Origin of the sequence: Prolixibacter sp. NT017 (genome assembly GCF_009617875.1) — a bacterium.
GTDB lineage: Bacteria > Bacteroidota > Bacteroidia > Bacteroidales > Prolixibacteraceae > Prolixibacter.
On record NZ_BLAV01000001.1, the window covers coordinates 3,219,680 to 3,245,803 of the forward strand.

21 protein-coding genes are annotated in these 26,124 nt (G+C 46.4%); 13 read left to right on the top strand and 8 right to left on the bottom strand.

From position 1 onward, the window contains the following. Positions 1-44: 44 nt before the first annotated feature. From GJU87_RS13345 to GJU87_RS13355, 3 genes are all read right to left on the bottom strand, one after another. On the bottom strand, positions 45-407 hold the full coding sequence (locus GJU87_RS13345; protein ID WP_153639977.1) for an Mth938-like domain-containing protein: 363 nt from the start codon (positions 405-407) through the stop codon (positions 45-47). An 88-nt stretch (positions 408-495) separates the two neighbouring features. Further along, positions 496-1,164 carry a PP2C family serine/threonine-protein phosphatase gene (locus GJU87_RS13350; protein WP_194831532.1) on the bottom strand — a complete coding sequence of 223 codons (669 nt, stop codon included), beginning with the start codon at positions 1,162-1,164 and terminating at the stop codon, positions 496-498. A gap of 517 nt (positions 1,165-1,681) precedes the next feature. After that, a complete protein-coding gene (locus tag GJU87_RS13355) occupies positions 1,682-2,419 on the bottom strand; it encodes a DUF6261 family protein (RefSeq protein WP_153639979.1) in 738 nt (245 codons plus the stop codon). Positions 2,420-2,819: 400 nt separating this feature from the next. On the opposite strand from GJU87_RS13355, the gene GJU87_RS13360 reads away from it, so the two are divergent. Together GJU87_RS13360 and GJU87_RS13365 are read left to right on the top strand one after the other, a co-directional pair. Beyond that, a complete protein-coding gene (locus GJU87_RS13360) occupies positions 2,820-3,074 on the top strand; it encodes a hypothetical protein (protein ID WP_153639980.1) in 255 nt (84 codons plus the stop codon). A 492-nt stretch (positions 3,075-3,566) separates the two neighbouring features. Next, complete coding sequence (locus GJU87_RS13365; protein ID WP_153639981.1) at positions 3,567-4,049, top strand: aminoacyl-tRNA deacylase; 483 nt, start codon at positions 3,567-3,569, stop codon at positions 4,047-4,049. Positions 4,050-4,131: 82 nt separating this feature from the next. Here GJU87_RS13365 and GJU87_RS13370 read toward each other — a convergent pair whose 3' ends face one another. Beyond that, entirely contained in the window at positions 4,132-6,312 is a 2,181-nt protein-coding gene (locus GJU87_RS13370) for a hypothetical protein (RefSeq protein ID WP_153639982.1), read from the bottom strand. A gap of 429 nt (positions 6,313-6,741) precedes the next feature. Between GJU87_RS13370 and GJU87_RS13375 the strand changes: the two genes are divergently transcribed. Genes GJU87_RS13375 through GJU87_RS13390 form a run of 4 tightly spaced genes read left to right on the top strand, consistent with a single transcriptional unit; the run spans position 6,742 to position 10,455 of the window. Further along, a complete protein-coding gene (locus GJU87_RS13375) occupies positions 6,742-8,007 on the top strand; it encodes a KamA family radical SAM protein (protein ID WP_228491990.1) in 1,266 nt (421 codons plus the stop codon). Between the two features lie 19 nt (positions 8,008-8,026). Next, positions 8,027-9,058, top strand: coding sequence for a hypothetical protein (locus GJU87_RS13380; protein ID WP_228491991.1), 1,032 nt, complete (start codon positions 8,027-8,029; stop codon positions 9,056-9,058). Then, complete coding sequence (locus GJU87_RS13385) at positions 9,018-9,977, top strand: ATP-grasp domain-containing protein (RefSeq protein ID WP_153639983.1); 960 nt, start codon at positions 9,018-9,020, stop codon at positions 9,975-9,977. Before GJU87_RS13380 ends, GJU87_RS13385 begins: the two co-directional genes overlap by 41 nt. After that, positions 9,958-10,455: a GNAT family N-acetyltransferase gene (locus tag GJU87_RS13390; protein WP_153639984.1), complete on the top strand. Its 498-nt coding sequence runs from the start codon at positions 9,958-9,960 to the stop codon at positions 10,453-10,455. Before GJU87_RS13385 ends, GJU87_RS13390 begins: the two co-directional genes overlap by 20 nt. 38 nt (positions 10,456-10,493) lie before the next feature. On the opposite strand, the gene GJU87_RS13395 is transcribed toward GJU87_RS13390, so the two are convergent. Next, entirely contained in the window at positions 10,494-12,809 is a 2,316-nt protein-coding gene (locus tag GJU87_RS13395; RefSeq protein WP_228491992.1) for a GH92 family glycosyl hydrolase, read from the bottom strand. 179 nt (positions 12,810-12,988) lie between these two features. After that, the gene (locus tag GJU87_RS13400) at positions 12,989-13,567 is read right to left on the bottom strand and encodes an HdeD family acid-resistance protein (RefSeq protein ID WP_153639985.1); all 579 of its coding nucleotides are present in this window, start codon (positions 13,565-13,567) and stop codon (positions 12,989-12,991) included. A gap of 180 nt (positions 13,568-13,747) precedes the next feature. Here GJU87_RS13400 and GJU87_RS13405 point away from each other — a divergent pair, with 180 nt between their 5' ends. Beyond that, complete coding sequence (locus GJU87_RS13405; RefSeq protein WP_153639986.1) at positions 13,748-14,734, top strand: isoaspartyl peptidase/L-asparaginase family protein; 987 nt, start codon at positions 13,748-13,750, stop codon at positions 14,732-14,734. Between the two features lie 67 nt (positions 14,735-14,801). On the opposite strand, the gene GJU87_RS13410 is transcribed toward GJU87_RS13405, so the two are convergent. Together GJU87_RS13410 and GJU87_RS13415 are read right to left on the bottom strand one after the other, a co-directional pair. After that, positions 14,802-15,896 carry a hypothetical protein gene (locus tag GJU87_RS13410; RefSeq protein ID WP_194831533.1) on the bottom strand — a complete coding sequence of 365 codons (1,095 nt, stop codon included), beginning with the start codon at positions 15,894-15,896 and terminating at the stop codon, positions 14,802-14,804. A gap of 17 nt (positions 15,897-15,913) precedes the next feature. Continuing rightward, positions 15,914-17,041, bottom strand: a complete 1,128-nt coding sequence (locus GJU87_RS13415; RefSeq protein WP_228491993.1) for a carbohydrate-binding family 9-like protein — start codon at positions 17,039-17,041, stop codon at positions 15,914-15,916. Between the two features lie 301 nt (positions 17,042-17,342). Between GJU87_RS13415 and GJU87_RS13420 the strand changes: the two genes are divergently transcribed. The 6 genes from GJU87_RS13420 (at position 17,343) to GJU87_RS13445 (ending at position 26,110) form a co-directional block, all read left to right on the top strand. Next, positions 17,343-17,861, top strand: coding sequence for a DUF4251 domain-containing protein (locus tag GJU87_RS13420; protein WP_153639988.1), 519 nt, complete (start codon positions 17,343-17,345; stop codon positions 17,859-17,861). A 311-nt stretch (positions 17,862-18,172) separates the two neighbouring features. Beyond that, positions 18,173-18,844 carry a 7-cyano-7-deazaguanine synthase QueC gene (gene queC, locus GJU87_RS13425; RefSeq protein ID WP_153639989.1) on the top strand — a complete coding sequence of 224 codons (672 nt, stop codon included), beginning with the start codon at positions 18,173-18,175 and terminating at the stop codon, positions 18,842-18,844. Positions 18,845-18,858: 14 nt separating this feature from the next. Further along, a complete protein-coding gene (locus tag GJU87_RS13430; protein ID WP_153639990.1) occupies positions 18,859-19,431 on the top strand; it encodes a 6-pyruvoyl tetrahydropterin synthase family protein in 573 nt (190 codons plus the stop codon). Between the two features lie 6 nt (positions 19,432-19,437). After that, on the top strand, positions 19,438-20,307 hold the full coding sequence (locus tag GJU87_RS13435; RefSeq protein ID WP_153639991.1) for a 7-carboxy-7-deazaguanine synthase QueE: 870 nt from the start codon (positions 19,438-19,440) through the stop codon (positions 20,305-20,307). Between the two features lie 29 nt (positions 20,308-20,336). Next, positions 20,337-21,224 carry an NADPH-dependent 7-cyano-7-deazaguanine reductase QueF gene (locus GJU87_RS13440; protein WP_153639992.1) on the top strand — a complete coding sequence of 296 codons (888 nt, stop codon included), beginning with the start codon at positions 20,337-20,339 and terminating at the stop codon, positions 21,222-21,224. Positions 21,225-21,421: 197 nt separating this feature from the next. Then, positions 21,422-26,110 (top strand): hypothetical protein, encoded by a 4,689-nt coding sequence (locus GJU87_RS13445; RefSeq protein WP_153639993.1) that lies wholly within the window; start codon positions 21,422-21,424, stop codon positions 26,108-26,110. Positions 26,111-26,124: the final 14 nt, after the last annotated feature.

Genomic DNA, 26,124 nt, shown 5'->3' on the forward strand with positions numbered 1-26,124 from the left:
TTCGTTCAAAACTGTTTCAGTCTATCAAAAAAAAAAGAAATGGTTTAACAGGTGGTATGAAACATACCACAGGCCGGTTTGTCGTATTTATTCCAATACTTTATGGCTTCCGGTGTAGGTAACACGATAAGCAAACAACCTTTATCACTCAGAAAACGAATGGCATCCTCCGAAAAGGTCACCTGATCGTATTGCCCTGAACCGACCACCATCCGTTCGGCTCCTTCCTCATAAATTTCGCGGGCTTCTTCGAGCGATATCCGGTGCGAAGTTCCGTATTTCTCTTTCGATAGCTTCTTTTTCCGCTTCTCGATAGTTCCGTCGAGGCGGATGACCACATCATGTTCGTAACGTTGTCCGTTAATAGCGATGCAGCCAAATTCGGTGTAGTCAATAACAGGCTTCATTTCAGGTTGTAATTTTCGTTTGAATCACTGTCAATGCGGTCTGTTGCATCAGGGGCATGCCGTTTTTTTTTGATTCCGGCTTCAGCTTCTATCCTATTCTTATTAGAATATATGAGGCGTCATCGCTGTTCTTTCCTTCCACTAAGCGATGCAATTCTTCCTTTGTTTTTTCCAACTCCGGTAACTTCAGTGCATGGTAAAAAGCTTCACGGTTTTGCTCCATCACTCCGTAAAAGCCATCGGAACAGAGCAGGAACTGTTTGTCATATGCAACCTCTTCAGGTCTGAAGTCTTCTGCCGACAAATAATCATGCCCTACCCAGCGGGTAAGTATATTGGGCATTTCCGGGACATTATCGTCTTCAGTCAGGCTTACCATATTTTTCTTGCGGAAAGCATAAACGCGCGAATCTCCGATGCTAACCATCCCGGGCAGATGCGTTCCATTGGGAATAAAAAGAACCGAGATCGTCGTGCTGCCGGCAATAAATGTTTTGCGACAATGCAGGTAAGCCAGGTAAAGTAACTGTCCCAAGCCTTCCTTTTCATTATCGAGCCATTCATGGTGGTGCCCGTCCAGAAACTCCATAAATGTTTCGATATAGCGATAACTCTCCGGGTAGGAACTAACACCATCGAAAATCACAAACATTTGGTATCCCGGTTCGTCCAGCACATATACACGATCCTGATTCCGTTCGCGCTGTTTCCCCTTTACCGAGCCGGAGATGTATAAAAGCTTTCTTTCTCTGTCCAAACTTTTATGTTTTACTGACTTTCCCATTAGTACAAGTTACGGAGGCTTGGGGATACGACGCAACTCTGCCAGCCTGAAACTTCAATGATTTAATGTCATTTAACAGCATAAAAAATTTAATTAGTACCGATACACGATTCAATTTTTCCACCTAAATTTGATGAAGCCGGCCAGACAGATTATCACGGAACACCGGCAGATGATACCATCAACTATTATTCAAGCATTTTAATTTTGGATAACCATGGTAAAAGAAAAAGCTCCGGACAAAAACCGCCTTTCCAGGAAAGAACCGGAAATGAACCTAAAGGAAAAACGCAGGGCGAAAAAGGCCAAACGCGAGAAGAAGGATTTTTAACCGCTTTTATCAGCCGGTTCTCCACCGGTTGAACCAACAAAAAACCGCCCCGGGTCCTTTTCGATGCCGGGGCGGTGTACATAGAACAATCACTCTAAAGTCAACCTGTTATTTAATTGATTTTTTAGGTCGCAGTCAGCCTCTCGGCCTACTGCCTAGTTATTCTTCCGGCGGCTCCGGCGTGTCCGAACCGTCTGAATCCTCGCGGGAAGAACGGGCACGGGCTACGGCCATTACCTGGGCAGCCATTTCGTCTAAGGTTGTTTTCAGGGTTATCCACTTGCTTTCGCCCGTGAAATCAGCCAGCGAATCGATAAACGCAAATGTCTTATCCAGCACAGCCTCCATCTCCTTACGGATCAAATAGGCAGCGCCGGTATCGTCCTGCGCTTCTGTTTCGGTCTTTTCACTCATCACTTGTGCAAATTCCCGCTGGGCAGTCTTCAGGGCATCCACCATAACGGCAGCGCCGATAGCAGTTTGCGCCTGAACATTGTTCTCTTCAGCCAGTTCGGTTAGCATACTGCCTAAAATGGTGCTCTCCTTTGTGTAGCCCGACCGGTGTGCCGACCAGTCGTGACGGCGAATCAATTCGAGTAAACGGGCAGCTGGTTCGCGGTATTCCGGCACATCGGTCCGGTGGCTACACGATACCAGGTAGTGCCGCAATGCCAGAAAACTATCATCGCGCTTGCGATCAGCATTCTCCAGCAGTTTAGTGTACGCGCTTTTGCGTTCTTTGAACAACGCTTTGTCAAAACGTTGAAATACGGGTTGAATGCGGGACAAGGCGGAGGCAATTTCGGGATTTTCAGCCTCCAGGGGTTCTAATATACCAATCATCCGATGGCTTACATCGTAAACGTCGGTGGTCAGCAATAATGAAAATGAAATCATAAGTCAATAATTTTTGTGGTTTCCTAAAGGGTGATTGGTTATATAAATTATGATCATTTATTAAAAAACACAAACTTATTTGCCATGTTTTATAAACAATAGATATTGATTTACAACGATATAATCCTGAAACAGGATAAAAGCGGGAAAACAGTATATATAATTCGCACCCTACTTATTAATTTGATAACCGGGCTTCCTCTTGTTCCATCCAACGAATTTTATCGCTATCCTTTTTCATCTGAGGTTGGCTATTCGGTTTCGCAACGGACACTTTGAGCGCCGAAGGATACGCCTGCAGAGTTGAGTGGTTTTGCCTGGCGGCAGAAGATTAAACACACAAACTGCAGGAGGCCCGCCAGAGACGATAAGGGGTGCCTGCCAAACTGCAACCACCTCTTTGGAAGAAAAAGAAGGCGAACCCACCTTGCCAGAGCTTCCTGCGGAGACTGAAGAAGGCAAAAACACTTTGCGGGAGCTTCCTGCGGAGGCAGAAGAAGGCAAATACAAACTGCAGGAGAAATTTCCGGATGCCGGAGAAGGCGAAGCAACTTTGCCGGGGCTCCTTCCCTGTCACCCGGCGGTTACTGCAAAATGGCGGAAACATCTTGGGCGACGGAAGAACCTAAATGCACCTTGCAGGGGCTTCTTTTAAGCTGCCCTTCCAGGGCGCCGGAGGTGTCGCCGTTATCCTTTCAACCCGGGGCGTTGCCACCGGGCTGAAATAAGCCGGACTTTCAGCCCGTTCTCATTTGTCATAAAAAAAGTGGCCATAGGTTAAATTAAGCCAGCCTTTCAGTCTGTACACAGCAATATAGAAGCAAGCCATTCGATATGCGATATTCCCAGAACTCCCCTCAATCCCGAGGATTCGGAACAAAATTCTCAAAATCCCCCCAATTCCCAACCGTCCTTTCGATGGATTCCCAGTTGCCTCGAAACCAGTTTTTTTCGTAACTTAACCTAGCACTCAACGCAAACCAACTAACCAGCCCAAATACTCAAAACCATCCTTCAATCCCGGCGCGCGCAACATGTACTTTCCTTTTTCGTTCGCAGCCGGATGTAGCAGGCAGGTTCGCCTGAAAAGGAGCCGAACCCGACAAGAAAGACATCAAAATTACCAATCAATAAAGGAGGATTCATCATGCCTGCAAAAAAGTTAAAAGAGTACCTCGACAGCCACAACATCCATTACGAGACCATCAGCCATTCCATGGCATTCAACGCCCAGCGGGTGGCCGCAACCACCCACATTCCCGGAAAGGAGATGGCCAAAACCGTAGTGGTAAAAATCGATGGCGAAATGTCAATGGCCGTGCTGCCCGCATCGTTTAAGATCGACCTCGACCAGCTGAAAATTGCCACAGGAGCCCACCTGGTTGAACTGGCTTCGGAAATGGAATTCAAAAGCCGTTTTCCCGACTGCGAACCGGGCGCTATGCCTCCGTTCGGCAATCTTTACGACATGCGCGTTTATGTAGCACACAGCCTTTCGGAAGATAAAATGATTGCGTTCAATGCCGGAACGCACATCGAACTGATTCGGATGGCTTACCGCGATTTCGACCGGCTGGTACATCCCACCGTTTTGAAATTCTCGAAACGCCCGATGACCCATCATGCCTGACTTCGCTTTCCAAACACCCGAAAAAGCCCTGCCGTTTCCGACAGGGCTTTCGTTACTAAATTAACCACCAACAGACAGCGAACTAATCGCTTGCCTGAAGTTTCTTCAGTTGCTTCTGCGGATAGGTTTCATTCGGTTTCAGTTGCAAGGCTTTCTGATAATAAAACCTTGCTACGGTAGGATTTTGTTGATGAAAGGCCGTATCCGCCTTGCGAATTTCTTCGTTGTATAGATTGTCGATGCTGCTCTGACGCGCTCCGGCAATAATGGAGGCAATTTCCTTTAAACGCTCGTCAGCCACCGTATCGGCTTTAATGCCAGCCGCCCGCCGGTAATAGAAACGCGCCACTGCATATTCGCCCTTATCGAAGGCATCATCAGCTTTTTCAATGGCGGCGGTAAACTGCCGGCGCTGTTCATCCGATTGCCAGTCCTGCATGGCCCGGTCAATTGCTTCGAGCTTTCGACGCGGGTATTTCTCCCATGATTTAATATCCAACGCCTTTCTGTAATTCAACCTTGCGTTGGCATAATTTTCCTGCTGAAAACTTTCGTCGCCATTGGAAATAAAAGCCAGGTATTTCTGTTGCATATCGGCCGTAATGTGAGCAGCTATTAATTTATCGCATTCGTTCACGCGCTCTCCGGCATACGTGTCGCCGGGCTTTTCCTTCAGCGCTTCGAAATAATAAAAACGGGCTCCCGACCACTCACCACGTTTAAAGGCCTGGTCTGCCTGAGCAATCTGTTTCTGATAATCGGCAGAAACGTGCGTTGGCTTTGAGGCGACAGTGTGAACGACCGACTTTGCAGAAGCCTGGGAGGTTGCAGCCAGTTGTTGCTGATTCAGCATGTGCTGTGCTTTCAAACCTTTTTCCCGGGCAACCGAATCTTTTTTCAGGCTATAGGCCTGACCAAAGAAATTAACAGCCTGTTCGTAGCTGGCTGCTGCAAAAGCCTGGTCGCCCTGCTCCATCAAACTACGAAAATGCTCTTCTTTTGCTCTTGCCTCGGCCAATGCCCGCTGCTGCTCCTGCTGATTTTTCAACAGCACCGAAGCCGAATCGCGAAGCGCGGTCACGGTTGCATCATCGGGCTTCATGCTCAATGCTTCGTTAAAAATACCGACTGCCGAGCGATAGTTCTTCGCCTCCAGCTGCTGACTCCCGCGACTAACCGCATCCGTAAAAGCTGCAGCCAGCGAGGCACTCCGGGCTATTAAACGATTGATTTCTGCAATCTGCTGCTGCGGTTTTTCACTGTTCGGTAATATTGTCAGCGCCTGCTGGTAAGCCAGTTTAGCATCGGGATATTTCTTCAGACTGAAAAGACTATCGGCTTTGCTCATCGCCTGACCGAACTCTTTGTCTTTTGCAGCCGCTTGGGCAAACAAACGGGCTTTTTCATCAGCCATCGCCTGCAAACGTTCATCTACCAGTTTAATTTTAGCTTCTGCCAGGGAATCACCGGGAACCAGTTTCAATGCATTTTGATAAGCGTTTTTCGCGTCATCATACGATTTTTCGTTGAAGCGGGTATCGCCTTCGCTGATAAATCCAGCATACTGCAGCCTGGCTACGTCCGGTTTCTTCTCGTTTGATTTCACCTCTTTTTCAGCCTCACGAATCTTCTTTTTCAAATCGGAATCCCGCGGATCGAGATTTTTAGCACGATCGATAGCCGCCATCGCCAGTGCCCATTGTCCCTGGTTCTGATATTCCTCTGCCCGCGATAGCTGCTCATTGACTTTGCGCTCCACATTTTCGGCAACTGCTGTTTCAATCTGCTTATTGATCTTTTTATCGCTGTAAATTGCTTCCGCTATAAATCCATCCTCATCTTTCGAGTAATGAATTTTAGCAATAGGCTTCCGACTGAATTCCGGATGTAATCCTTCGACGGCCGGATGGAGAGTCACCTGAAAACGGAACGGTTTGAAGTAGGGGTCAACAGACCAAACCTCTTCAGGCACAATGGTCGAGACTTCAAAAATTTTGGTGAAATAGCCTTCATACTGAAAGCCAACTAAGTACTTCTTCTGATAAGAAAGGGGGATGTGAAAATAACCACGGTCATCAAGGTCAGTTCCGGGCAGGGCTTTATTATCCGTTTCATTAAAAATAGTAATACGGATACCTTCCGAAACATTCTGATCCGTGGAGGCTCGTCCATCCAGAACAAACAAGTTCTTTTTCTGCGCTGTGGCTTTAGGGGGACCAAACAGGCATAGGACGGCCAACAAGATTAGTAAACGGGGTGTCATAAATCAGGTTTTTTAGCCGTATCCAAAAAGGAAAAAGCAAATTCACTTATACGAAGATACGACTTTCCGATAACTTATACTGATTTTAAACAATAACAAGTCATATTTTCCGTTACGAGAGAAGCATTTCCAGAGGCTCATCTTCTTAAAAATTCCAACCAACAGACGTTGGATTCTATAAAAAAGATAACTTATTACCCACAACCAGCGGCCCACCTCACAAGACACTAATAGCCAAACTAATAATACATCATAAAAAAGTGATGTTTCACCTCAAAATATTACCGCTAAATTGTACATCCAATTGAATTTTACCATAGCTTTGTTTTGATAAATATGGCCACTATTGGGTCAGTAACAAATTGAAATTGTGAGTTATGATTAAAGGAGAAATACAAAAATCAACGCTAAAGAAAATTATTTTTATCCATGAAATCAGAAATGACCACTGCAAGGAGTACTGCTTCTGGTGAGAATGCTCAGGTCGACTCACCGGACGCACCTGTCCCGCTCGTCGTAGCAGGACAACACCCCGACCACCTGGAAAGAATGAGCATTGTCCCGGACTTTCCCTACGACAAATCTGTAACTCAATTTATCAACCAATTTTATCCCACAGCCACCATCCGTGACTGGAACAATTGGAGCTGGCAACTGAAAAACAGCATCCGCACCTCGAAACAGTTAACGGATATTTTGGGAAAAACAGAAGGAGAACTCATCTCCTCCCTCCCCGAAAATCATCTGCCTTTTCAGATTACACCTTATTTCGCCAGTTTGCTAAGCAGATTGCCTGGCCGGCACCCGCTTTACCGGACCGTCATTCCCACGAAGGAAGAGTTAATTGTAAGTCCGGGTGAAATTACCGACCCACTCAACGAGACAGGAGATTCAGCTACCCGACTGATCGTTCACCGCTATCCCGACCGGGTATTATTCCTGGTTACAGGGTTTTGCTCGGCATATTGTCGTTATTGCACCCGTAGTCACATGGTTGCCAAACGACATAAAGGCCATGCCTCAACCCGTGAGTGGGATCTGGGCATTGAATACATCGCTCAGAATAAGCAAATACGTGACGTGCTGATTTCGGGAGGTGACCCCCTCACCTTACCGGACTTCCGCCTGGAATATCTGCTGTCAAAACTTCGGGCTATTCCGCATGTGGAAATTATCCGAATCGGAACCAAAGTTCCGGTGGTGCTTCCCATGCGTATCACCAACTCGCTTACGCGAATGCTGAAAAAATACCATCCGCTGATGATGAGCGTTCACTTTGCACATCCTGACGAGCTTTCAGTGGAAACACAGGAAGCATGCAATCGTTTGGCAGATGCCGGCATTCCGCTGGGTAGCCAGACGGTCTTGCTGAAAGGGATTAACGATGAAGTGGAAACCTTCAAAAAGCTGAACCAGGGATTATTGAAAGTCCGTGTTCGCCCCTACTATATTTATCAGTGTGACCCGATTCCCGGTTCTCTGCATTTTCGCACCCCGGTGAGCAAAGGACTGGAAATCATTCAGGGACTGCGTGGATATACGTCAGGTTATGCAGTACCTCACTTTGTAATCGATGCACCCGGGGGAGGCGGTAAAATTCCGTTGCTTCCCAATTATGTGCAGGCTATCGAAAACGGAGAAGTCGTACTGAAAAACTACGAAGGGAATACATACACCTATCCGGACATTGTTTAACATCCGCTAATAATCAAAAATGATTACTGTTGGTTTAACCTTCGATTTGAAGGATGATTACCGGCGCCTGGGATATTCGGAAGAAGCCATCGCCGAATTCGACACAATTGAAACGATCGAAGCAATCGACGAAAATCTGCGTGCGCTGGGTTATCATACGGTTCGCATCGGTAACCTCTTCTCGGCGGTGCATTTTCTGGCCTCAGACAAACGATGTGACATTGTGTTCAATATTGCCGAAGGAATGCACGGCATCGCCCGCGAAGCCCAGATACCAGCGCTTCTGGATGCCTACCAGATTCCACATGTGTTCAGCAGTGCCTCGGCGATGAACCTGACACTTGATAAAGCTTTGACCAAAATGGTGATTCGGGAGGCTGGCATCCCAACGGCTCCTTTCACCGTGATTCGCCATATAAAGGAGCTCAACGATGTGAATCTGCCTTTCCCGTTGTTTGTCAAACCGGTGGCTGAAGGCACCAGTAAAGGCATCGATGGTTACTCGCTAATTGACACGCGGGAAAAATTACATTCGAGCTGCGCGTTTTTGCTAAATGCTTTCCATCAGCCGGTGTTGCTGGAAACTTTCCTACCGGGAAGAGAATTCACGGTAGGTATTGTTGGTTCGGGTAAGAAAGCACGCGCATTAGGTGTAATGGAGATTGTTTTCAATGATGCCTGCCCGGATAAAATCTATTCCTATTCGGTAAAAAAAGAATACGAAAAGTATGTGACATACCGGCTTGCCAACGACAAACTGGCAAAACAATGTGCGAAACTGGCCCTTGCCGCCTGGAACGAAATTGACGGCAAAGATGCCGGACGGGTTGATTTTCGAACCGACCGGAATGGCGTCCCGAACTTTGTGGAAGTAAACCCGTTGGCCGGACTCAATCCGACCTATTCGGATTTACCAATTCTGGCCCGGCTAAGCAATTATCCTTACCGGGAATTAATTGGAGAAATCATGCAATCGGCTCTTGAACGAGCTGGCATAAAGGAGGAAGCAAATGATGAATCAGGATACCAGACAAGTCATTATTCTGCATAATCCGCTTTCGCCCAATCCTACCGAAGATGAGCGGGACGTGTTGGACCAGGCTCATTTGGTAAAAGAAGCGCTGAAAGAACTCGGGTACCATTCACAACGGATGGAGTTTAATTTGAATATCCCATGGTTTATCAACGGCGTTCGCGAAATCGACCCGGAGTTCATCTTCAATCTTGTGGAGACGGTTGACGGAAGGGGAAAGTTGAGCTTCATGGCACCCGCAATTCTGGAATCCAGAAATATTCGGTTCTCCGGTTCCGGTTCAACGGCCATGTTTCTGACCACAGATAAAGTGACGGCCAAGAAGATTTTACGTTCAGAGCATATCGCCACTCCCGATTGGGCAACAACCAGCGAAGCCATCCAACCGGAAAAGGAATATATTCTGAAACCGATTTCGGAAGATGGTTCCGTCGGTATTACCGATGAGCTCATTTACATGGGAAACCGGATTGAGCACATCCCCGAGGATTGGTTTGCTGAAGAATTTATCCAGGGAAGAGAGTTTAATGTGTCAGTTCTAGCCGGAGCAAGAGGTCCTGAAGTTCTTCCGCCGGCTGAAATGCGCTTCAGGAATTATACCGAGGAACGGCCACGGATTTTAGGCTACAAAGCCAAATGGGATACCGATTCGTTCGAATATAAAAACACGGTCCGCTCTTTCGCATTCGAGGCGAAAGATACTTCGTTGCTCGCCGAACTGAAACGCATCAGTGCGCATTGCTGGTCCGCTTTCGGACTAAAAGGTTATGCGCGGGTTGATTTTCGGATTTCGAATGAAGGAATTCCTTATGTCATCGAAATCAATGCCAACCCATGTATCTCGCCAGACAGTGGTTTTATCGCTGCCTGTGAGCAGGCCGGACTTGGAAATACTGAAGTGATTAAACGAATTATAGATGATATTGACCGAAAATAAGACCATTACCTTCCGGCAGGAGGTTCGCCCTTCGGATTACGATGCAGTGAAACGCATCCTTGCGTCAACGGGCTTTTTCCGTCCCGACGAGGTAGAAATAGCACTGGAACTCGTTCAGGAATATCTTACTCGTGGTGACGAAAGTGGTTATCATTTTTTCTTCGTGGATGTGGATGACGAAACCGTGGGGTATACTTGCTACGGCGAAATCCCATGTACCATAAAAAACTATGATTTATACTGGATTGCCATCGATTCGCGCCATCGCCGAAGCGGACTGGGCAGACAATTGCTTCATAAAACAGAAGACGCCATCCGGACATCCAAAGGGCGTTTTGTCTACATCGAAACATCGGGACGTGCACTGTACCAGCCCACGGTAGAATTTTATCTCCGCATGGGTTATGAATTGGTAGCTGAACTCAAAGATTATTATGATCGAAATGACAGCAAACTGATTTTCAACAAACCATTATAAAGCATGATGCCGAGAACTTCCAATTTAGATATCGCTTATTATCTTTCCAACGAAAAGGGACGGTCCTCCGGGGCCGTTCCCCATTTCTTGTTAGGCTTATCTCCCAGCTTCATTTCCAGCACGCCACCTTTCACAATATCGGAGTGAAGAATGTAGTTCTTCTGATATTTTTTCCCGTTTAGCTTCACCGACTGAATATATAGCTTACCGGAAGAAGCACCCGGTGCCTTAATGGTAAACTTATTCCCGTTTTCGAGATTTAATGTGATTTTATCAAAAGCCGGGGTAAAAATCACATACTCCGGAACCGACGGACAAATCTGGTACAACCCCATGCAACTGAAAACATACCAGGCCGATATCTGACCGGCATCGTCATTGCCGCTTAACCCGCCCGGTCCGCTGCTGTATTCGTCGTGCCGGATTTCTGCCACATGCTCCTGTGTTTTCCACGGTTGCCCGGAATAATTGTACAGGAACGGAATCTGGTGTCCCGGCTCGTTCCCATGCCAGTATTGCCCTTTGGCAAAAAATTCATCCAGTTGCTGATTGAATTCCTTTTCGCCCCCCATCAGTTTGATCAAACCGCCAATATCCTGCGGAACAAACCAAGTATATTGCCAAGGCGTTCCTTCCGAGATAAACGAAGCGCTTTTTTCGCGGTCAAAATCCTTGCTCCATGAACCATCGGCATGTCGGCCACGAACACTTTTCACAGTCGAATCAAATACATTTTTATAGTTCATCGACCGTTTCCGGAAAAGCACCTGGTCTTTCTCTTCTCCCAACAACCCCGCAACCTGGCTCAGTGCAAAATCGTCGTAAGCATATTCCAATGTTCGTGAAACCTGCTCGCGGTGATGGTACGCATCTTTCACCTCGTCCTCCAGCGGAATGTAGCCATATTTCAAATAGCTGGTCAGCGCCCGGCGACCTTTCCCGTTGATGTAGTCGGCCGAATCAGCTGGCGTTTCCATCGCGTTCTTGCGAAGAAGTTCATAATCATCATCCTTTAAATCGATAATGCCTTTCATGGCTGCATCGGCCAAAGTTGCCACTGCATGGTCGCCAATCATCTCGGAAGTATAATTGTTCCAGGCCGGAAAAATCGGCAACCAACCACCGCTGTAACCTTTTTCCAGCAACGATTTCATCATATCGTAACTTCGACCAGGCTGCAGTAAATCGAGCAACGGATGCTCCGCACGGAACGTGTCCCACATCGAAAAGTCTCCGTAGTAAACAAAAGTTTTATCGGTCTCTGTCTGATATTGCTTGTCGAACTTCGGGAATGTACCACCGTCATCAGAAAACTGTCGCGGCAACAACATGGCATGATACAGGGCAGTATAGAACTTCTCTTTATCTCCGTCCGTGCCACCGGTCACATCAACTCGCTGCAGCACATGATTCCAGATTTGTCGCCCTTCTTTCCGGACATAATCAAAACCGTGCTCACCAATTTCCATCTCCAGGTTATCTTCAGCGGCAGCGAAAGAAGTAAAAGACGCTCCTACTTTCAGACTGACTGGCTCACCGGCCGGTTGCGACAATTTAATCCACACACCGATGTTCTTTTCATCTTTCACGGTAGTAACCCCCGAAAGAACCGAGTCTCCTTTCCAAACGCCAAAATCAGTAATCTTTTCAGGAATCTTCACCACAAACCAGCCATTAAAACCGGCAGGTTCTCCCAGCCCCTGGTAAATGCGATGAACCGGGTTGTAGCACCTGATTTCATTTTTGACTGTATCCACCTGAACAAAGCCCTGACCTTCGTCGGAGTTGGGATTAAACAGAATGTACTTGGCAGAGTCGGTCATCCAGGTAAAACGCAAGACAGACGAGTGATTCTCTGCCGTCACTTCTGCATTCACTTTATAATCGTCCAGAAATACCTGGTAGTAATTGGCTTTGGCTGTTTCACGTTCGTGCGAAAAAGAAGAAGCTCTTTCTTTCACGTCCGGAATCACCTTTCCCGACAGGGGCATAATGGTCATGCTGCCATAATCCTGCGTACAGGAGCCACTCATCCAGTGAGTACCCCGAAATCCCTGTATCTTGGCATCAGCATAATAATACGGAGCCAGACAATGCGCCTCTGAAACACGCGTCTGTGGAGTCCATTGCGTCATCCCGAAAGGGAATCCAACACCGGGAATCACTTGTGCATGACTTGAACTGCCGCCACCAAATTTTTTTGACGAGGGTGTTGTGGCTTCACCTGTTCCTATTAACGGGTTGACAAAGGCTGTCAGGTTGCCATGTTCCTCCTCAACAGCATCATACGAAGGTGAATGGCAAGCAGTAAGCAGAAACATTGGTAAATATACCAGTACACGGGCAAGAATCATGGCGTTTCAGAAATAGGATTAGAGAATCGATGTTAAGCACTTTCAGCGTTTGAATATAGCGAATTTCGCCTGAAACAGCTTAATTTCCTGATGGTTTCCGACCCTCTTCTCTCTTAAGATTTCCTTAAGCTTTCCCGGGTGGCAATTTGAAAAATAAAATTCGATTGGTTTTCTGAAAGTTACAGCTCCTTAAAATGTGCATCCTCGACCTCCCGGCCTTGATATGTTTTCGGCTTACTACTTAATTTCCACGCCATGTATAACTCAGCTCCACCATAAATCATCATGAGTACACCAATAAAAGTCAGAATGTTTTTGGCACTGTCGAATGGATTTGCCAGCATCACACCGCCCGCAATAATCATCAAAACCGAGATGATAAAGTATATCCACGACCAGCCGTACTCATGACGGGCGTTCAGGGCTCCCATCAACTGGAAAATACCGATAAACAGAAATCCAATACCGAGTACAATGACAAATATTTTCACCATGGTTGCCGGAAGCGCTACAAACAGAATTCCGATAATGAGATTGAAAACGGCCTGTGTCATCAGCATATTCCGTCCGGAAGGGTTTTTACTTCTCAGAGCAAACAACAATGACACCAAGCCCCCTAAAAGAATAAGCAACCCGATATAAATAACAATACTTCGCAATGTGATATTGGGGACAAATACCGCCAATCCACCGGCAATCAACGCAATGATTCCGCGAATAAGCGCGCCCCGGTAACTGCTAAACATACGATTCTGCATAGTTCAATTGATTTGATTACATACCATATTCTGCTTCTAAAAAATAGTAATTTCTTTCCGGAAGACCACTAAAGAATACGAAATTGAGGAAAAAGCACATGTAATTCCTTTTTAAAATTCATCTACTATAGAAAAATTCTATATAAGTTGCCATTCGAATCTAAAATTGAAGGGCAACTTATGATATCACGAAGGAAATTTTTAGCGGGTTCGGTAGTAGCAACGTCCGGATTACTTCTCAACCAGAAGGTTTCCGCTGCAGCGGAAAAAGTGGCTCCCACAACACCGTTGAAAGGAAAACCCATCATCATTTCAACATGGAGACACGGATTGCCGGCCAATGAGGTGGCAGCTAAAATCCTGGTAAAAGGTGGTCGTTCACTGGATGCAGTAGAAGCAGGTGCACGCGTTCCCGAAGCAGATCCAAACATCATGACGGTTGGTTTAGGTGGTTATCCCGACCGTGATGGCTACGTTACGCTGGATGCCTGCATCATGGACGAAAAAGGCAATGCCGGTTCCGTTACGTTTCTGCAAGACATTGTACATCCCGTTTCGGTGGCCCGGAAAGTGATGGAAGATACACCTCACGTGATGCTTTCGGGTGAAGGCGCTCTTCAGTTTGCTCTGGAGAAAGGATTTAAGAAACAGAACCTTCTTACTGACAAAGCCAGGGAAGCCTGGGAAGAGTGGAAAAAGAAATCGAAGTACGAGCCGGTCATCAACATCGAAAACCACGACACCATTTCTATGCTGGCCATCGATGCCAACGGCGATCTTTCCGGAGCCTGCACTACCAGCGGAGCCGCATTCAAGATGCATGGCCGCGTAGGCGATTCCCCCATCATCGGAGCCGGTCTGTTCTGTGACAACGAAGTGGGTGGAGCTGCCTCGACCGGTATGGGTGAACTGGTGATGAAAACCGTCGGCAGCTTCCTGGTGGTAGAGCTAATGCGAAACGGCATGAGTCCGCAACAGGCCTGCGAAGAAGCCGTCCACAGAATCGCGAAAAAGATTCCGGGATACCAGAAGTTCCAAATCGGGTACATCGCTATTAACAAAGCAGGTGAAACCGGTGCTTACTGCATTCATCCCGGCTTTAACTATGCGCTGTGGAAAGATGGTCAAAATACCTTGACCGATGCAAAGAGTCTTTTTAAGAAATAAAAAAACAGCGGCACTGTATGCTCATCCAGTGCCGCTGTTATTACTGTAATAAACGTATATAAACGGGTTAACTCAGGGTCTTTAGTAAATTCCAGTGATTGTCTTTCATTCCATTGTAATCGAATATGGCGATGCCGGCAGCTCCATTTTTTTTCGCAAAATGGATGGCACTTTCCATTTCCGCATCTGTTTTAAAAGCCGGTAGAAAAAGACCGGAAACCAACTCTGCTTTACCTTTCAAATCCCGTACACCTTTTCGCGTGGCTTTCCCCACCCAACGTGCATCTTCATTGTAAAAGTTATTATAAATCATCGGGAAGAATATATCCAGGTTCCAATCGTCCCACGACTGCCGACAAATGGTACGAGCCAAATCCGGGTACGGAAAAACGGCTGCCGAAATCTTTTTCCCCTGCTCGTGTACTTTTTCTGTCAACCGGTTCACCAGACGGGTTATTCTATAGTAACGGAATTGTCGCCAATCTTTGCTCTTGGTTGGATCTTCCATTTCGTCCAAATCCTGATTGTACTCTTCCTTGAACTTTTGCTTACAGGTATCGCAATAGCAGAAATCATACTCCGGGAATTCGTGATCTTGAACCAAATTGTATTTGGGCTGCAAACCGATCGGCAGAATTACATCCGGGTAACGGATATAATCGAGATGAACTGCATCGACGCCATCAATTGCTGCACGCGCCATCACCTGACTTTCGATATACTGATAAACCGCTTCCTGTGAAGGACACAGCCATTGGTAGTAATCAACATACGGCCGCTTCTCGAGGCATGAATATCCTTCGCGGCTTACCTGATACCATTCGGGATGTTTCTGCGCTTCCTTATCTCCGGGATGATTCATCGTTACATACCAGGCATGAAGCTCAAGTCCCAGCGATTTTGTAATAGGAGCCAGTCGTTTGAAATACTCCAAATCACCATTGGAACAGACGCCATCGAATCCATATTCTTTAATTTTGGCGAAAGCGTCCTTTATCTGCTCGTCAGTCCAGTCACTCTTGCCTCCAATCCAAAGCCAAAGCTGATTTCCTTCTGTTTTCCGACGCTTAGATTCAGCATTCCCCGCCAGCAATTGGTTGCCCGAAAAGGTGACGCCAGCTGCTACCGCCCCGATGGTTTTCAGAAAAGTTCGTTTGTCCATAGTTATCATTTGGTTGGTTAATTATCGCTCCACGTTCGTCCTTCCTGGTTAATGTGCCAATTCTTTCCCGAAAAGGGTGATTGAATAATTGCTTCATACATTTCGGGAGTCGTGTATAATTTTACATTAAGGGAATCGGGCACCTCCCGAAGATCTGCAAGCTGATTGACATTTGATGCATAACAATGATTGGCAGAAGCATATCTTCGTTGTGCATAATAAAGCTGTCGTAATGCCCATTTTACCTCTTCGTCACGGTTCCATTTGAATGACGTTTTCCCTTCTCCTGAAGGAATATCTGAAAATTGAACAAAGCCCCACATCTCCGGCAGGTGCATATTAACAACTCCCTGTGGCGACCACACCCAGTTATCTTCCGGGTACGAAAAACCTGTTGCCGGATTTATTTTCTTTTGATATTTTCCATCAACCTTTTCAATCTGCCATTCCACGCGCGAGAAATTGACCCGCCATTGTACACCGTCAGCCGGCTTGCTTTTCAATTCAGCGTAAGCACTTAACGGGAAAGCAATTTCTACCGTCCATTTTTTATCCTTATCAGATGTATCATTTATGGTTCCATCAACTGAAACGGCCGATACGAGTCCTTTCAGATCGTAGTTGTTTAGCACAAAATTCCGATCCCGGTACGGCTGTTCCAACAGCAAATCCCATAAAGTATTCAGCGCATTCATTTCATACTCGGTGTAGTTGTGCGTGTCGCCATCCGGGTCGATGAATACCTCGAAATCGTTATCATGAAAAATCACGGCATCACGCTGCGTTATATTGGCCCAAACATCGGGTTCTTCTATCTCGGCTGCCACGTAAAAGAACTTGTCATCCCAAAGCATTTTGGCACGGGTACGAAACCGTGGAACCGGCCGTGAACCACCTTCGATATCCTGAAAATCGTCTGTCCACTCGGCATGCTGCCAGGCTTCCTCATTCAGTTTTCCATCGACTACAATTGGCTCTGATGCACGATAGCAAACATATTCTTTAGGATGAAACGAACGAACCGGACTCATGATCCTGCTTTTTCGCTCTTGACTGGGTTTGTTTCCCGCCAAAACATTACTGACGATGAGCAAAATGATGCCCACTCCAACCACATATCGAATCACCTTGATGTTACTGTTCATACCAAATATTCTCACCTGTTCTCAGCAAAATGGTTCACATTCACTCAAATTTACATCAGGATTTTATTGAAATGGAAACTTTTAAAAAGTTTAATCACAAGAATATTTACTTTTTTAATTTTAATAAGAAGTATTGTTTATTTCCACCTGTGAGATGAAGGATAAAAAAGACGTTTTTCGTAACTTATAGGTTGCGTTCCTTAATTCTTTCAATTAATTTATAATTAGTGTTATAAATCAAAAGCATGGCATATTATTTGGCATATAAACAAGAGAACTTGATGAATTAAAAACTTATATAATGATGAAAGGAAGAATCGTAGCATTATTGATGACTTTAGCGTTGCTTGGAGCATCCGTTTATGCAGCAGAGAATCCTTCGAAACAGGATAAAAAGCAAAAACAGAAACAGCAAACGGAAAAGCTGATGAACTCAAAACAGTTTCAGTTCACAGCGCGGCAAGCCATGCCCCTTGGCGGCAAAACCATAGACCTGACGACCAATCCAAATTTTGTCAGGTTTTATACAGACAGTATTCAGGCTGATATGCCCTTCTTTGGCCGGGCTTACAACGTGCCTTACGGTGGTTCGGGTGGAATAAAATTTGACGGCAAACCCAAAAAATTTACCATCACACCACAGAAAAAGGACAAAGGCTACCTGGTAGAGGCAATCGTTAACGATACAAACGACAGCTATTCGATGACACTTTCGGTAAGCAACAGTGGTTACGGAACGCTTACCATCAACTCCAATAACCGCAATTCAATCAGTTATTACGGACATGTCAGTGCGCTGGAAAATAAGGAGAGCGAGTAGCCCCTTGAAACAGGTAACCCAATGGGCCGCGAAGAAATACCGCTTCTTTACGGCCCATTTTCCATGCTGCTAGTTTGAAAAAAGGGGCTTGTCGTAAGCCAAATCTTTCCTAACTTTGCAACGTTGATTACATCAGCAGACAGTTCGAAACCATCCTGTCTATAAACAAAACTAGGGCCCATCGAGAGAGAAGATTTTCCCCTTCCTCTTCGAACTTTATGTTCGGATGTTACCTCGTATGTTTATTGCTTTTTCAGGAATACGGTTTCCCACTTCTGATGATTTTGGAAAAAACTTATTGGTATCAGAATATGAAAAAAGCAATTGTCCTTTTATCCGGCGGCCTCGACTCATCTGTAGCTTTGCATTTGGCCAAATCAAAGGGATTTGATGTTTATGCGCTTTCGTTCGACTATGGCCAGCGCCACGAACGTGAATTGCAAAGTGCCCGCAAAACGGCCAAAAGTGCCGGAGTAAAAGAACATCACATTGTCAATATGCGACTAGATTTGTGGGGAGGCTCTGCGCTGACCGATCAATCTATCGAAGTTGAAAACGGCGACGTTACCCGCACCGACATTCCGGTTACTTATGTCCCGGCCCGAAATATGGTTTTCCTATCGGTTGCGGCATCGTACGCCGAAGCCATTGGTGCCCGCGACATTTTTATCGGGGTTAGCCAGGTGGATTATTCCGGTTACGTCGACTGCCGCCAGGAATTTATCGATGCCATGGAAGCAGCCATCAATAAGGGAACGGTTTGCGGTGCTGAGATGGATGATCCCATTCATGTTCATGCCCCGTTTATCGATAAAACAAAAGCTGACGAAATCCGACTAGGAATGGAATTGGGCGTTGATTTTGGCCTCACCTGGTCGTGCTACCGGGGTGGCGAAAAACCGTGTGGAACGTGTGACAGTTGTTTGCTTCGCGCGAAAGCGTTTGAAGAAGCCGGGTATACTGATCCGTTGTTGGAAAAATAAAAAAGCAGAGAGAGATGATTATCAGAAAAAAATTCCGGTTCGAAGGAGCCCATATTGTGCGTAATTGTTCATCGAAGCTGTGCCGCGAAAACATTCACGGCCATTCGTATGAAGTGGAAGTGTTCATTAAATCAAACAAGCTGGACAAAGGATTCATGGTGCTCGATTTCATCCTTCTGAGCAAGGTGGGCGAATTCATCAACAGCTTCGACCACGCCTATTCACTCTGGCAGGGAGAAAAGCCGGAAATCAAGGATGCCGTGTATCAAATCAACCAGAGAGTTGCTGAGATTCCTGTTTCGCCTTCGGCGGAAGGCTACGCCCTGATGTTCCTGTACGTGATTGACAAAATCATCCGGAACACCGAAAAGAAAAACGGCGAAGGTGACATTCAGCTTCAATCGGTACGTGTTCACGAAACACAAACCGGCTATGCCGAAGCATTCACCGAAGATTTCGCGTTGGTTGATTTTACACTGGACGACATCAAGCTGAGCGAAGGAATCCGAACCGAATGGGACGACATGGATTGGTGGGAGGAATTGAAACAGCAGAAAATTTTCAAAAACACTCATCTCGAAAATTAATTTCGCATGGCTGCGTCACTTCTTTTGGTCAATAATGGCATTTTCCCCATTACCCGGGATGCCGAAGGCAAGTTGCTGGCAGATGTGCCGGCTACTGGTCTGCAATATCCGGGGACCATACAGGGAGAAGGGAAATTGGTGGGTACAGCCTCACTTTTTATCCGGTTATCAGGATGTAACCTCCGCTGCATGTGGAATATTCCGGGAGGTGGCGTGAGCGCTTGTGATACGCCCGATTCATCGTTTGACGTGAGTAAAAACCAGTTGTGGAAAGTCGACGAAATCATCGAAACGGTAAGGCACAACCTTGGCAATATGCGCCATGTCGTGATTACCGGTGGAGAACCGACCATTCAGCATCGTTCGCTCAAAGAACTTTGCCGTCGACTGAAAGAAGAATTTGACGTTCACATTACCATCGAAACCAACGGCACCCTGTTCGATGAAGAGCTGGCCCGTCATATCGACCTGTTCAGTATTTCGCCAAAGCTCAGCGATTCGCTGGTGACCGAAGAGAAGCTGAAGCAGCTACCTCAACAACTGACTGAAAAAGTAGCTGCAGCTCCTTCTCAGAAAACACCATGCCCGGACGTCATTCAGCAGTACATCGATGTGTGCCTGAATTCCAATGGAGAAAAGGATTTCCAACTGAAGTTTGTGATGAGCGGATCCGAAAACACCGAATCGATTCATGAAGAAGTCCTGAATCATATCTCCGGCTGGAAATCTTCCGATATTCTGGCTATGCCGCTGGGCGGTAATCATCTGACACTTGGAAAAACCAGTTTCCGGGTACTTGAAACAGCTATTCAGCACGGATGGCGTTATTGTCCGCGCATTCACATCGATTTGTTTGGCGACAAACCGGGTGTTTAATTCCAAAATTTCATGACCAAACTATTACCATGAAAAATACCATCTCAACCGAAGATAAACTACTGGGCAAAAAAGTCGATTACCCGAAACAGTATGCGCCCGAAGTACTGGTTGCGGTTCCCCGCAAGGTTAACCGCGAACAATACGGCATTAGTGAACCACCGACGGAGTTTATCGGTTTGGATACCTGGCATGCGTATGAGGTGGGATTTCTGACGGAAAACGGCTTGCCTGTTACCGGTCTTCTCAAGTTGGTTTATCCGTTTGATAGTCCGTTTCTGGTGGAAAGCAAGTCGCTGAAATTGTACCTGAATTCGTTCAACATGTCATCTTACGGAAACGATCGAAAATCAGGCATTGAACAGGTGATCGGAATTATTAAAAATGACCTGGAGGCATTGCTGAAATGCAAAGTCAAGCTGGCATTTTTCGACAATGAGCCGGAAGTTGCAGCTCATGATTTTCAGGATTTCATGATAATGGAAGAGACGTTAGATTTGGAAAGAATTCAGTTTAACGATTTCTCGGAAAACCCGGAATTACTAAAACCATCAAAATCGGATGAAAAGGAACTAAAACTGGCGACTCATCTTTTGCGCAGCAATTGCAAAGTAACCCATCAGCCCGACTGGGGAAGCGCCTTTGTTCACATCGAAGGAGAAACACTTCCGGAACCAACTGGATTACTAGAATACATAGTCTCCTTCCGGAACGAAAACCATTTTCATGAAGAGATTTGTGAGATGCTGTACAAACGGTTGTGGGATAAATTTCAGCCTGAAAAACTGATGGTTACCTGTATCTACACTCGTCGCGGAGGAATCGATATCTGCCCGTCGAGAGCCAGTCATCCGGAACTTTTACCTGCAAATTTGACTTCCCCTGAGAAACTTTCGTCTAAATTACTAAGGCAATAATCTCAATATTTTGGGCTATTTCAGCGTAATGGAAGACTATCTATTCTAAATCAATGTATTGACATCTTGTACATAATCTCATATCTTTAATTGAAATAATTTCAGATATGGGGACAGACAAGATTGCTTTTTCCGCGCTTCGGTCCCTGATTCTAACCTCGAAAGAAAGCAGGCTACGAAGCAACAGCCGGCGCAACATGCTGAAAAAATTAGGCATTACGCTGGTTTCCTGGAACCCGGCCGTCGACCTGATTAACGACACTCTCCACCAGAGACCGGTCCTCCATCATTCTCTCCACAAGCTCACCATCGCTTACAACCATCACAACTGGACCATTGACAAATCGTTGTTGGGGGGCCGTCCGCGTTATCGTGTTCAACAGAACGAAAAGGAAATCAGGATTCGTTTAAAGGGAAGCCGCTTCCCGGGACTCCAACTATCGCCCGATTTTACTGCTACCCTTAAACCTGGCACCTGGGGCTGGCAGCTTCATATCCGATTCGATAAGCTGGGAATTGACCAACAACTTTCGCTCGACGAGTGGTTGAATGGGAAAACCGTTCGCGGTAGCATTCCTATAGATGAAGTTATCAAACTGGATCACTCCGACTCGATTTCCATTCGCTCGCTGGCAAATGTCGAAATCAGCTACGACTGGCAACTTCATGTTCGCCTGCGTTCCAAAATGAAACTAACTTTCTCCGGAGAATCACTCCGGTTTTCGGGATTTGAACTCTCCCCCAATCTTCAGTATACGAAACTAAAAAGCCCGGTTTCATTTTTGAATTTCACCCTTCCGGGAAAAGGAATCCACAAACCTGTTCCTATGAATTCTGACAGGATATCGAATTCTTCAGAAAAAACAAGTCAGCAAATAAACGCGCTCCTGTTTGACAGGGAAAAATCGTATTATCAAAATACGTTGCTGGCCTACTGTGGTGAAGAAAATAGCCCGGCTTATTACTACCACCCTTTCGGAGATGAAGCCTCCCTCCCGTTGAATGAATCCATTCTCTCGGTGCACTACGGAGAGAGAAAATCGATCGAACTTCAGGGAAAGGTAGGCCATTCACCTTCTTGGATTAACATTCCGGGTGCAGCCTTGTGCCTGCACGACGAACCGGAAGTCGACGATAATTTCCAGCTGACAATCGGCGATAATGGAAATGAATTGATTGCCTGTGCCGTTCCTTTGGCAGGAACCCGCATCGGCATTGAGGGCGCCGTGAGCCTGCCGGTACAATCGCTTCCGCAGCAAATTATTCTTTCCGGCGAGGCGAATTCGAGTCCGAATATTCAAATCAATCCGCAGGTCAGATACACACGACTCCAACTTGATGTCCCCATTCGTCTCTCGATGTTGCGGGCTGAAGATTTGGTCGAACTTTCATTTGAGTTTTATAACTGCCGGTATACCAACAAGCAACAACAATCATTTATCGAATTGCGTGATGCAAATAAGCCCGGATACATGGTGGTTTATTTTCCGCCGCAACACATTCTCGAGGAAGCCTTTTTCCGCACCAGCGAATTAAAGACCAACGAACCGGGTGCCAACGCAACAGGCAGTAATCAACCGGTAGCTCTTCCGGCTAAGTTTGAAACAGCAGGGAAAAGCCGGCTTGTTTTTGAGCTTTCCAAAGAATTCGAAGGCATGCCGCTAATAGTCAACCAACTGCTCAGTTGGGAACGCTTTAAGCTACGCATCAATCCCAGGGCCTGGCTTTTTACCGGACTGAATACTACCCGGATGATCATTCCGGCCAATATCCGTCGTTTCAGGCAACCAGCGCAGATTTCCATTCCTAAAAATATGAAGCCTCTCAATATTTCCATTATTAGAAATACAGAGAAAGCCACGGAATCGGAAATTCGCATTGCGGCGCATTCGCGAAAGCAAGAGGTCTCTGAGCAACGCTATGAGGAGCAGAATGCCGGCAAGTTTCTTCCGGCACCGGTTCCCACTTTGACACAGCTCAGGCAAATGAACTTTGCCAACATGCGACCTGTCAACTTCTTCACTCCCCCTACCGGCATGGAAACATCGCTCGAAATCCCCGGAAGGTTGTTCATTTCACCTAATCAACTGGCAGGCTTCCGTCATATTCTCCAAATAATCAACTCGTATGACGACAGCTACCGACCAAAGACTTCGATAGAATTAAAACCGATGATGGCCATGCGGCGAATCGGTTCATCGGCTAACACTGAAGCGACACAGGAAGTTCCTTACCAGAATCAGATTTTCGAGTTGTGGCATACCCGAATGGGAGTTCAACTGAAAAGCGGTGAAGTCTCCGAAGAAGTTTTCAAAAACCTGAGCACGATACGGGCGATCTGGTCCAGAGATGTTTATAACGGCAAAAATCTTCAATATCCCGGGAACAATGTAGAAATTCCATTCAGAGCCTCACTCAATGCCAAAGACCGAAATGATTTGGTGCATCAAACTTCGCACTATGGAGCAGATTTCACGCCAAGAGCGGTAGCTGTAAACCGACTGATGCTTTCTGCTTTGGGAGGCTGGCTCGATGCTCACGGTAATTTTGATTACAAGGATATTCAAGATGCCGGCTTCTCCCTCATCGACTGGAAACACTTGGCCACATTGGGTCGCGACCAGTTTGTCAGGATCGTTCGACGCGGTTATCTTTTCCCGTTCGGGCATGAAGCAGCACTCATTAAGATTACGCAGCGTGAATTCGATGACCCCACCCGTTCGGCGGCCGATATTCAGCGGATGTTCGTCGTGGTGAGAGAACCGGAGTTCTTCTATGACCCGTACACTGCGAACAATCAATTCAACGCCTTTCCATTCCAGTCCATTCGTCTGGTAAGTTTGGTTACACCTGCCATCGATTTGCCCACATCTATGGTCAGTTCACCGGCACAGAACTTCCTGATCAATGTAGGCAGCAATCCTTTCCGGTTTAAAATGGAAGCCGTTGATAAAGAAGGCACCACCATTCATTTCCGCTGCCCGATGGTGTTCATTGAGGATTATGCTGACTTTCTGGGGCAACATATCAACGATGTCATAAACATTTACAATCAGCAAAATAAATACAACAACGCAAGAACAGCTGACTTAAACGGGCAGCAAATTGCTTATGCTGACAGTATTTTACCGGATGATACAAGCCTTGAGACCGTTACTCTGCGATTTAAAGCCAAACCTTACTCCTATCCGGGCACGCACCTGAATTTCTATCCGGAAATCGATTATGCGGAAGTTTTGGTTAAAGCCGCCGAAGAGTTTACCGGCCAAAAACAACCGGTCAAAATCGAGTTGTATGACGACCGCAACGAAGGAACCGTCTGGTCGAAAATGTGGAAAGACCAAAAACTTCCTATCGATTTCAACGGTGGTGCCGATAAAACCGGAGGTTTCCTCTCCCCCAATATTTCGGTGAGTGGATTATCCAAGATTTTCGGTCCTGTTTCCGGAGACGTCAATTACATCGCCGGACTGAGCTTTGAGCCAGATAAATTTTTTCCGGATACACCGGATATTCCCGGATTCAACCTTCCGAAAATCTTTGGGGCTCTGCCACTGGGAAAACTCCTCAATCAGGTCAACCTGGGAGCAAGCGCGTTTAATCAGCTAAAAAATAAACTTTCCCTCTACCGGGAACAGATTGATGAAGTCAGAAAACAAATCCTACTGAAACAGGCCGAACTGGAGAAAGCCATTGCCGAAAATAAAACCGAGGATATTGCAAAGCTTAAAAATGAAATAGCCACAAAAACCACTAATTTACAGAGTCTGGCCAACCAGGTACGAGACTTCATGAACGGTCAGACGCCACGTATTCCAAATTTAAAAACCTACCGGGTAGGGAATTCATTTGTGGCCGAATACCGGTGGCAGCCCGAATTTAATAAAACGACCAAGGTTTTCGACGGTTTTATCGCGCTCAATGCTGATGATCCGAATAATACGTTAACCATCAACAACCGGATGGTTAAGTCGATCGATGCACAAACACCACCACAAGTCGAAGTTATGGCCAGCATGCAAAATTTCAATGTCTCGATTGGTGGTATGATAGCCGTTGATTTCCGGAAACTGACATTCAAAGCAGGAACACAAACCAAGAAAGATGTCAAAGTTCAGTTGGGTACAGTTCCGTTGCGTTTCCTCGGATCACTTTCGTTTGTTAACGGCTTGCAGCAGATTATTCCGGCTGGAGGCTTTGGCGAGGGTGTCACCATCAAACTGGAAGGTGCTGGCATTCGTGCGGGATACGATTTGAAGATTCCGCCCATCGAAGTCGGAATTTTCTCATTGGCCAACGTGTCGCTCGGAGCTTCGCTTTATCTTCCCTTTACAGGCGATCCGTTGACACTTGGATTTAATTTCTGCTCCCGGCAAAATCCCTTCCTGTTAAGAGTGAGTCTCTTTGGCGGCGGAGGCTTCTTCGCTTTGCAGACCTCGATTGCCGGATTGACCAAACTGGAAGCGGCCTTCGAGTTTTCCGCTGGCTTATCGCTCAATGTGGGTGTCGCCAGTGGCGGCGTACAGGTGGCCGGCGGCTTCTATTACAGCATCGAGTACGAAAACGACCAGTCAATCTCGAAACTCTCCGGTTACCTGCGCATCAACGGTAACTTGTCGATACTCGGCATTATCACACTGAGCATGGAATTTTACCTGTCGCTGAATGCGATTATCGTCAACAAAATGATTAATGGCGAGACGGTGAAGAAAGTCGAAAAGATGATCGGTGAGGCCAGCGTCAAGGTAAAAATAGAGGTACTCTTCTTCAGCAAAAGCGTTACCGTAAAAGTAAGACGCGAACTTAGGGCCGCCGATGCCGACCCATTATTCTCTGATACGATTCCTGAGCCGGCATGGCTCGACTACTGCAAAGCATTTGCCTAACCCCTAATCCGAGC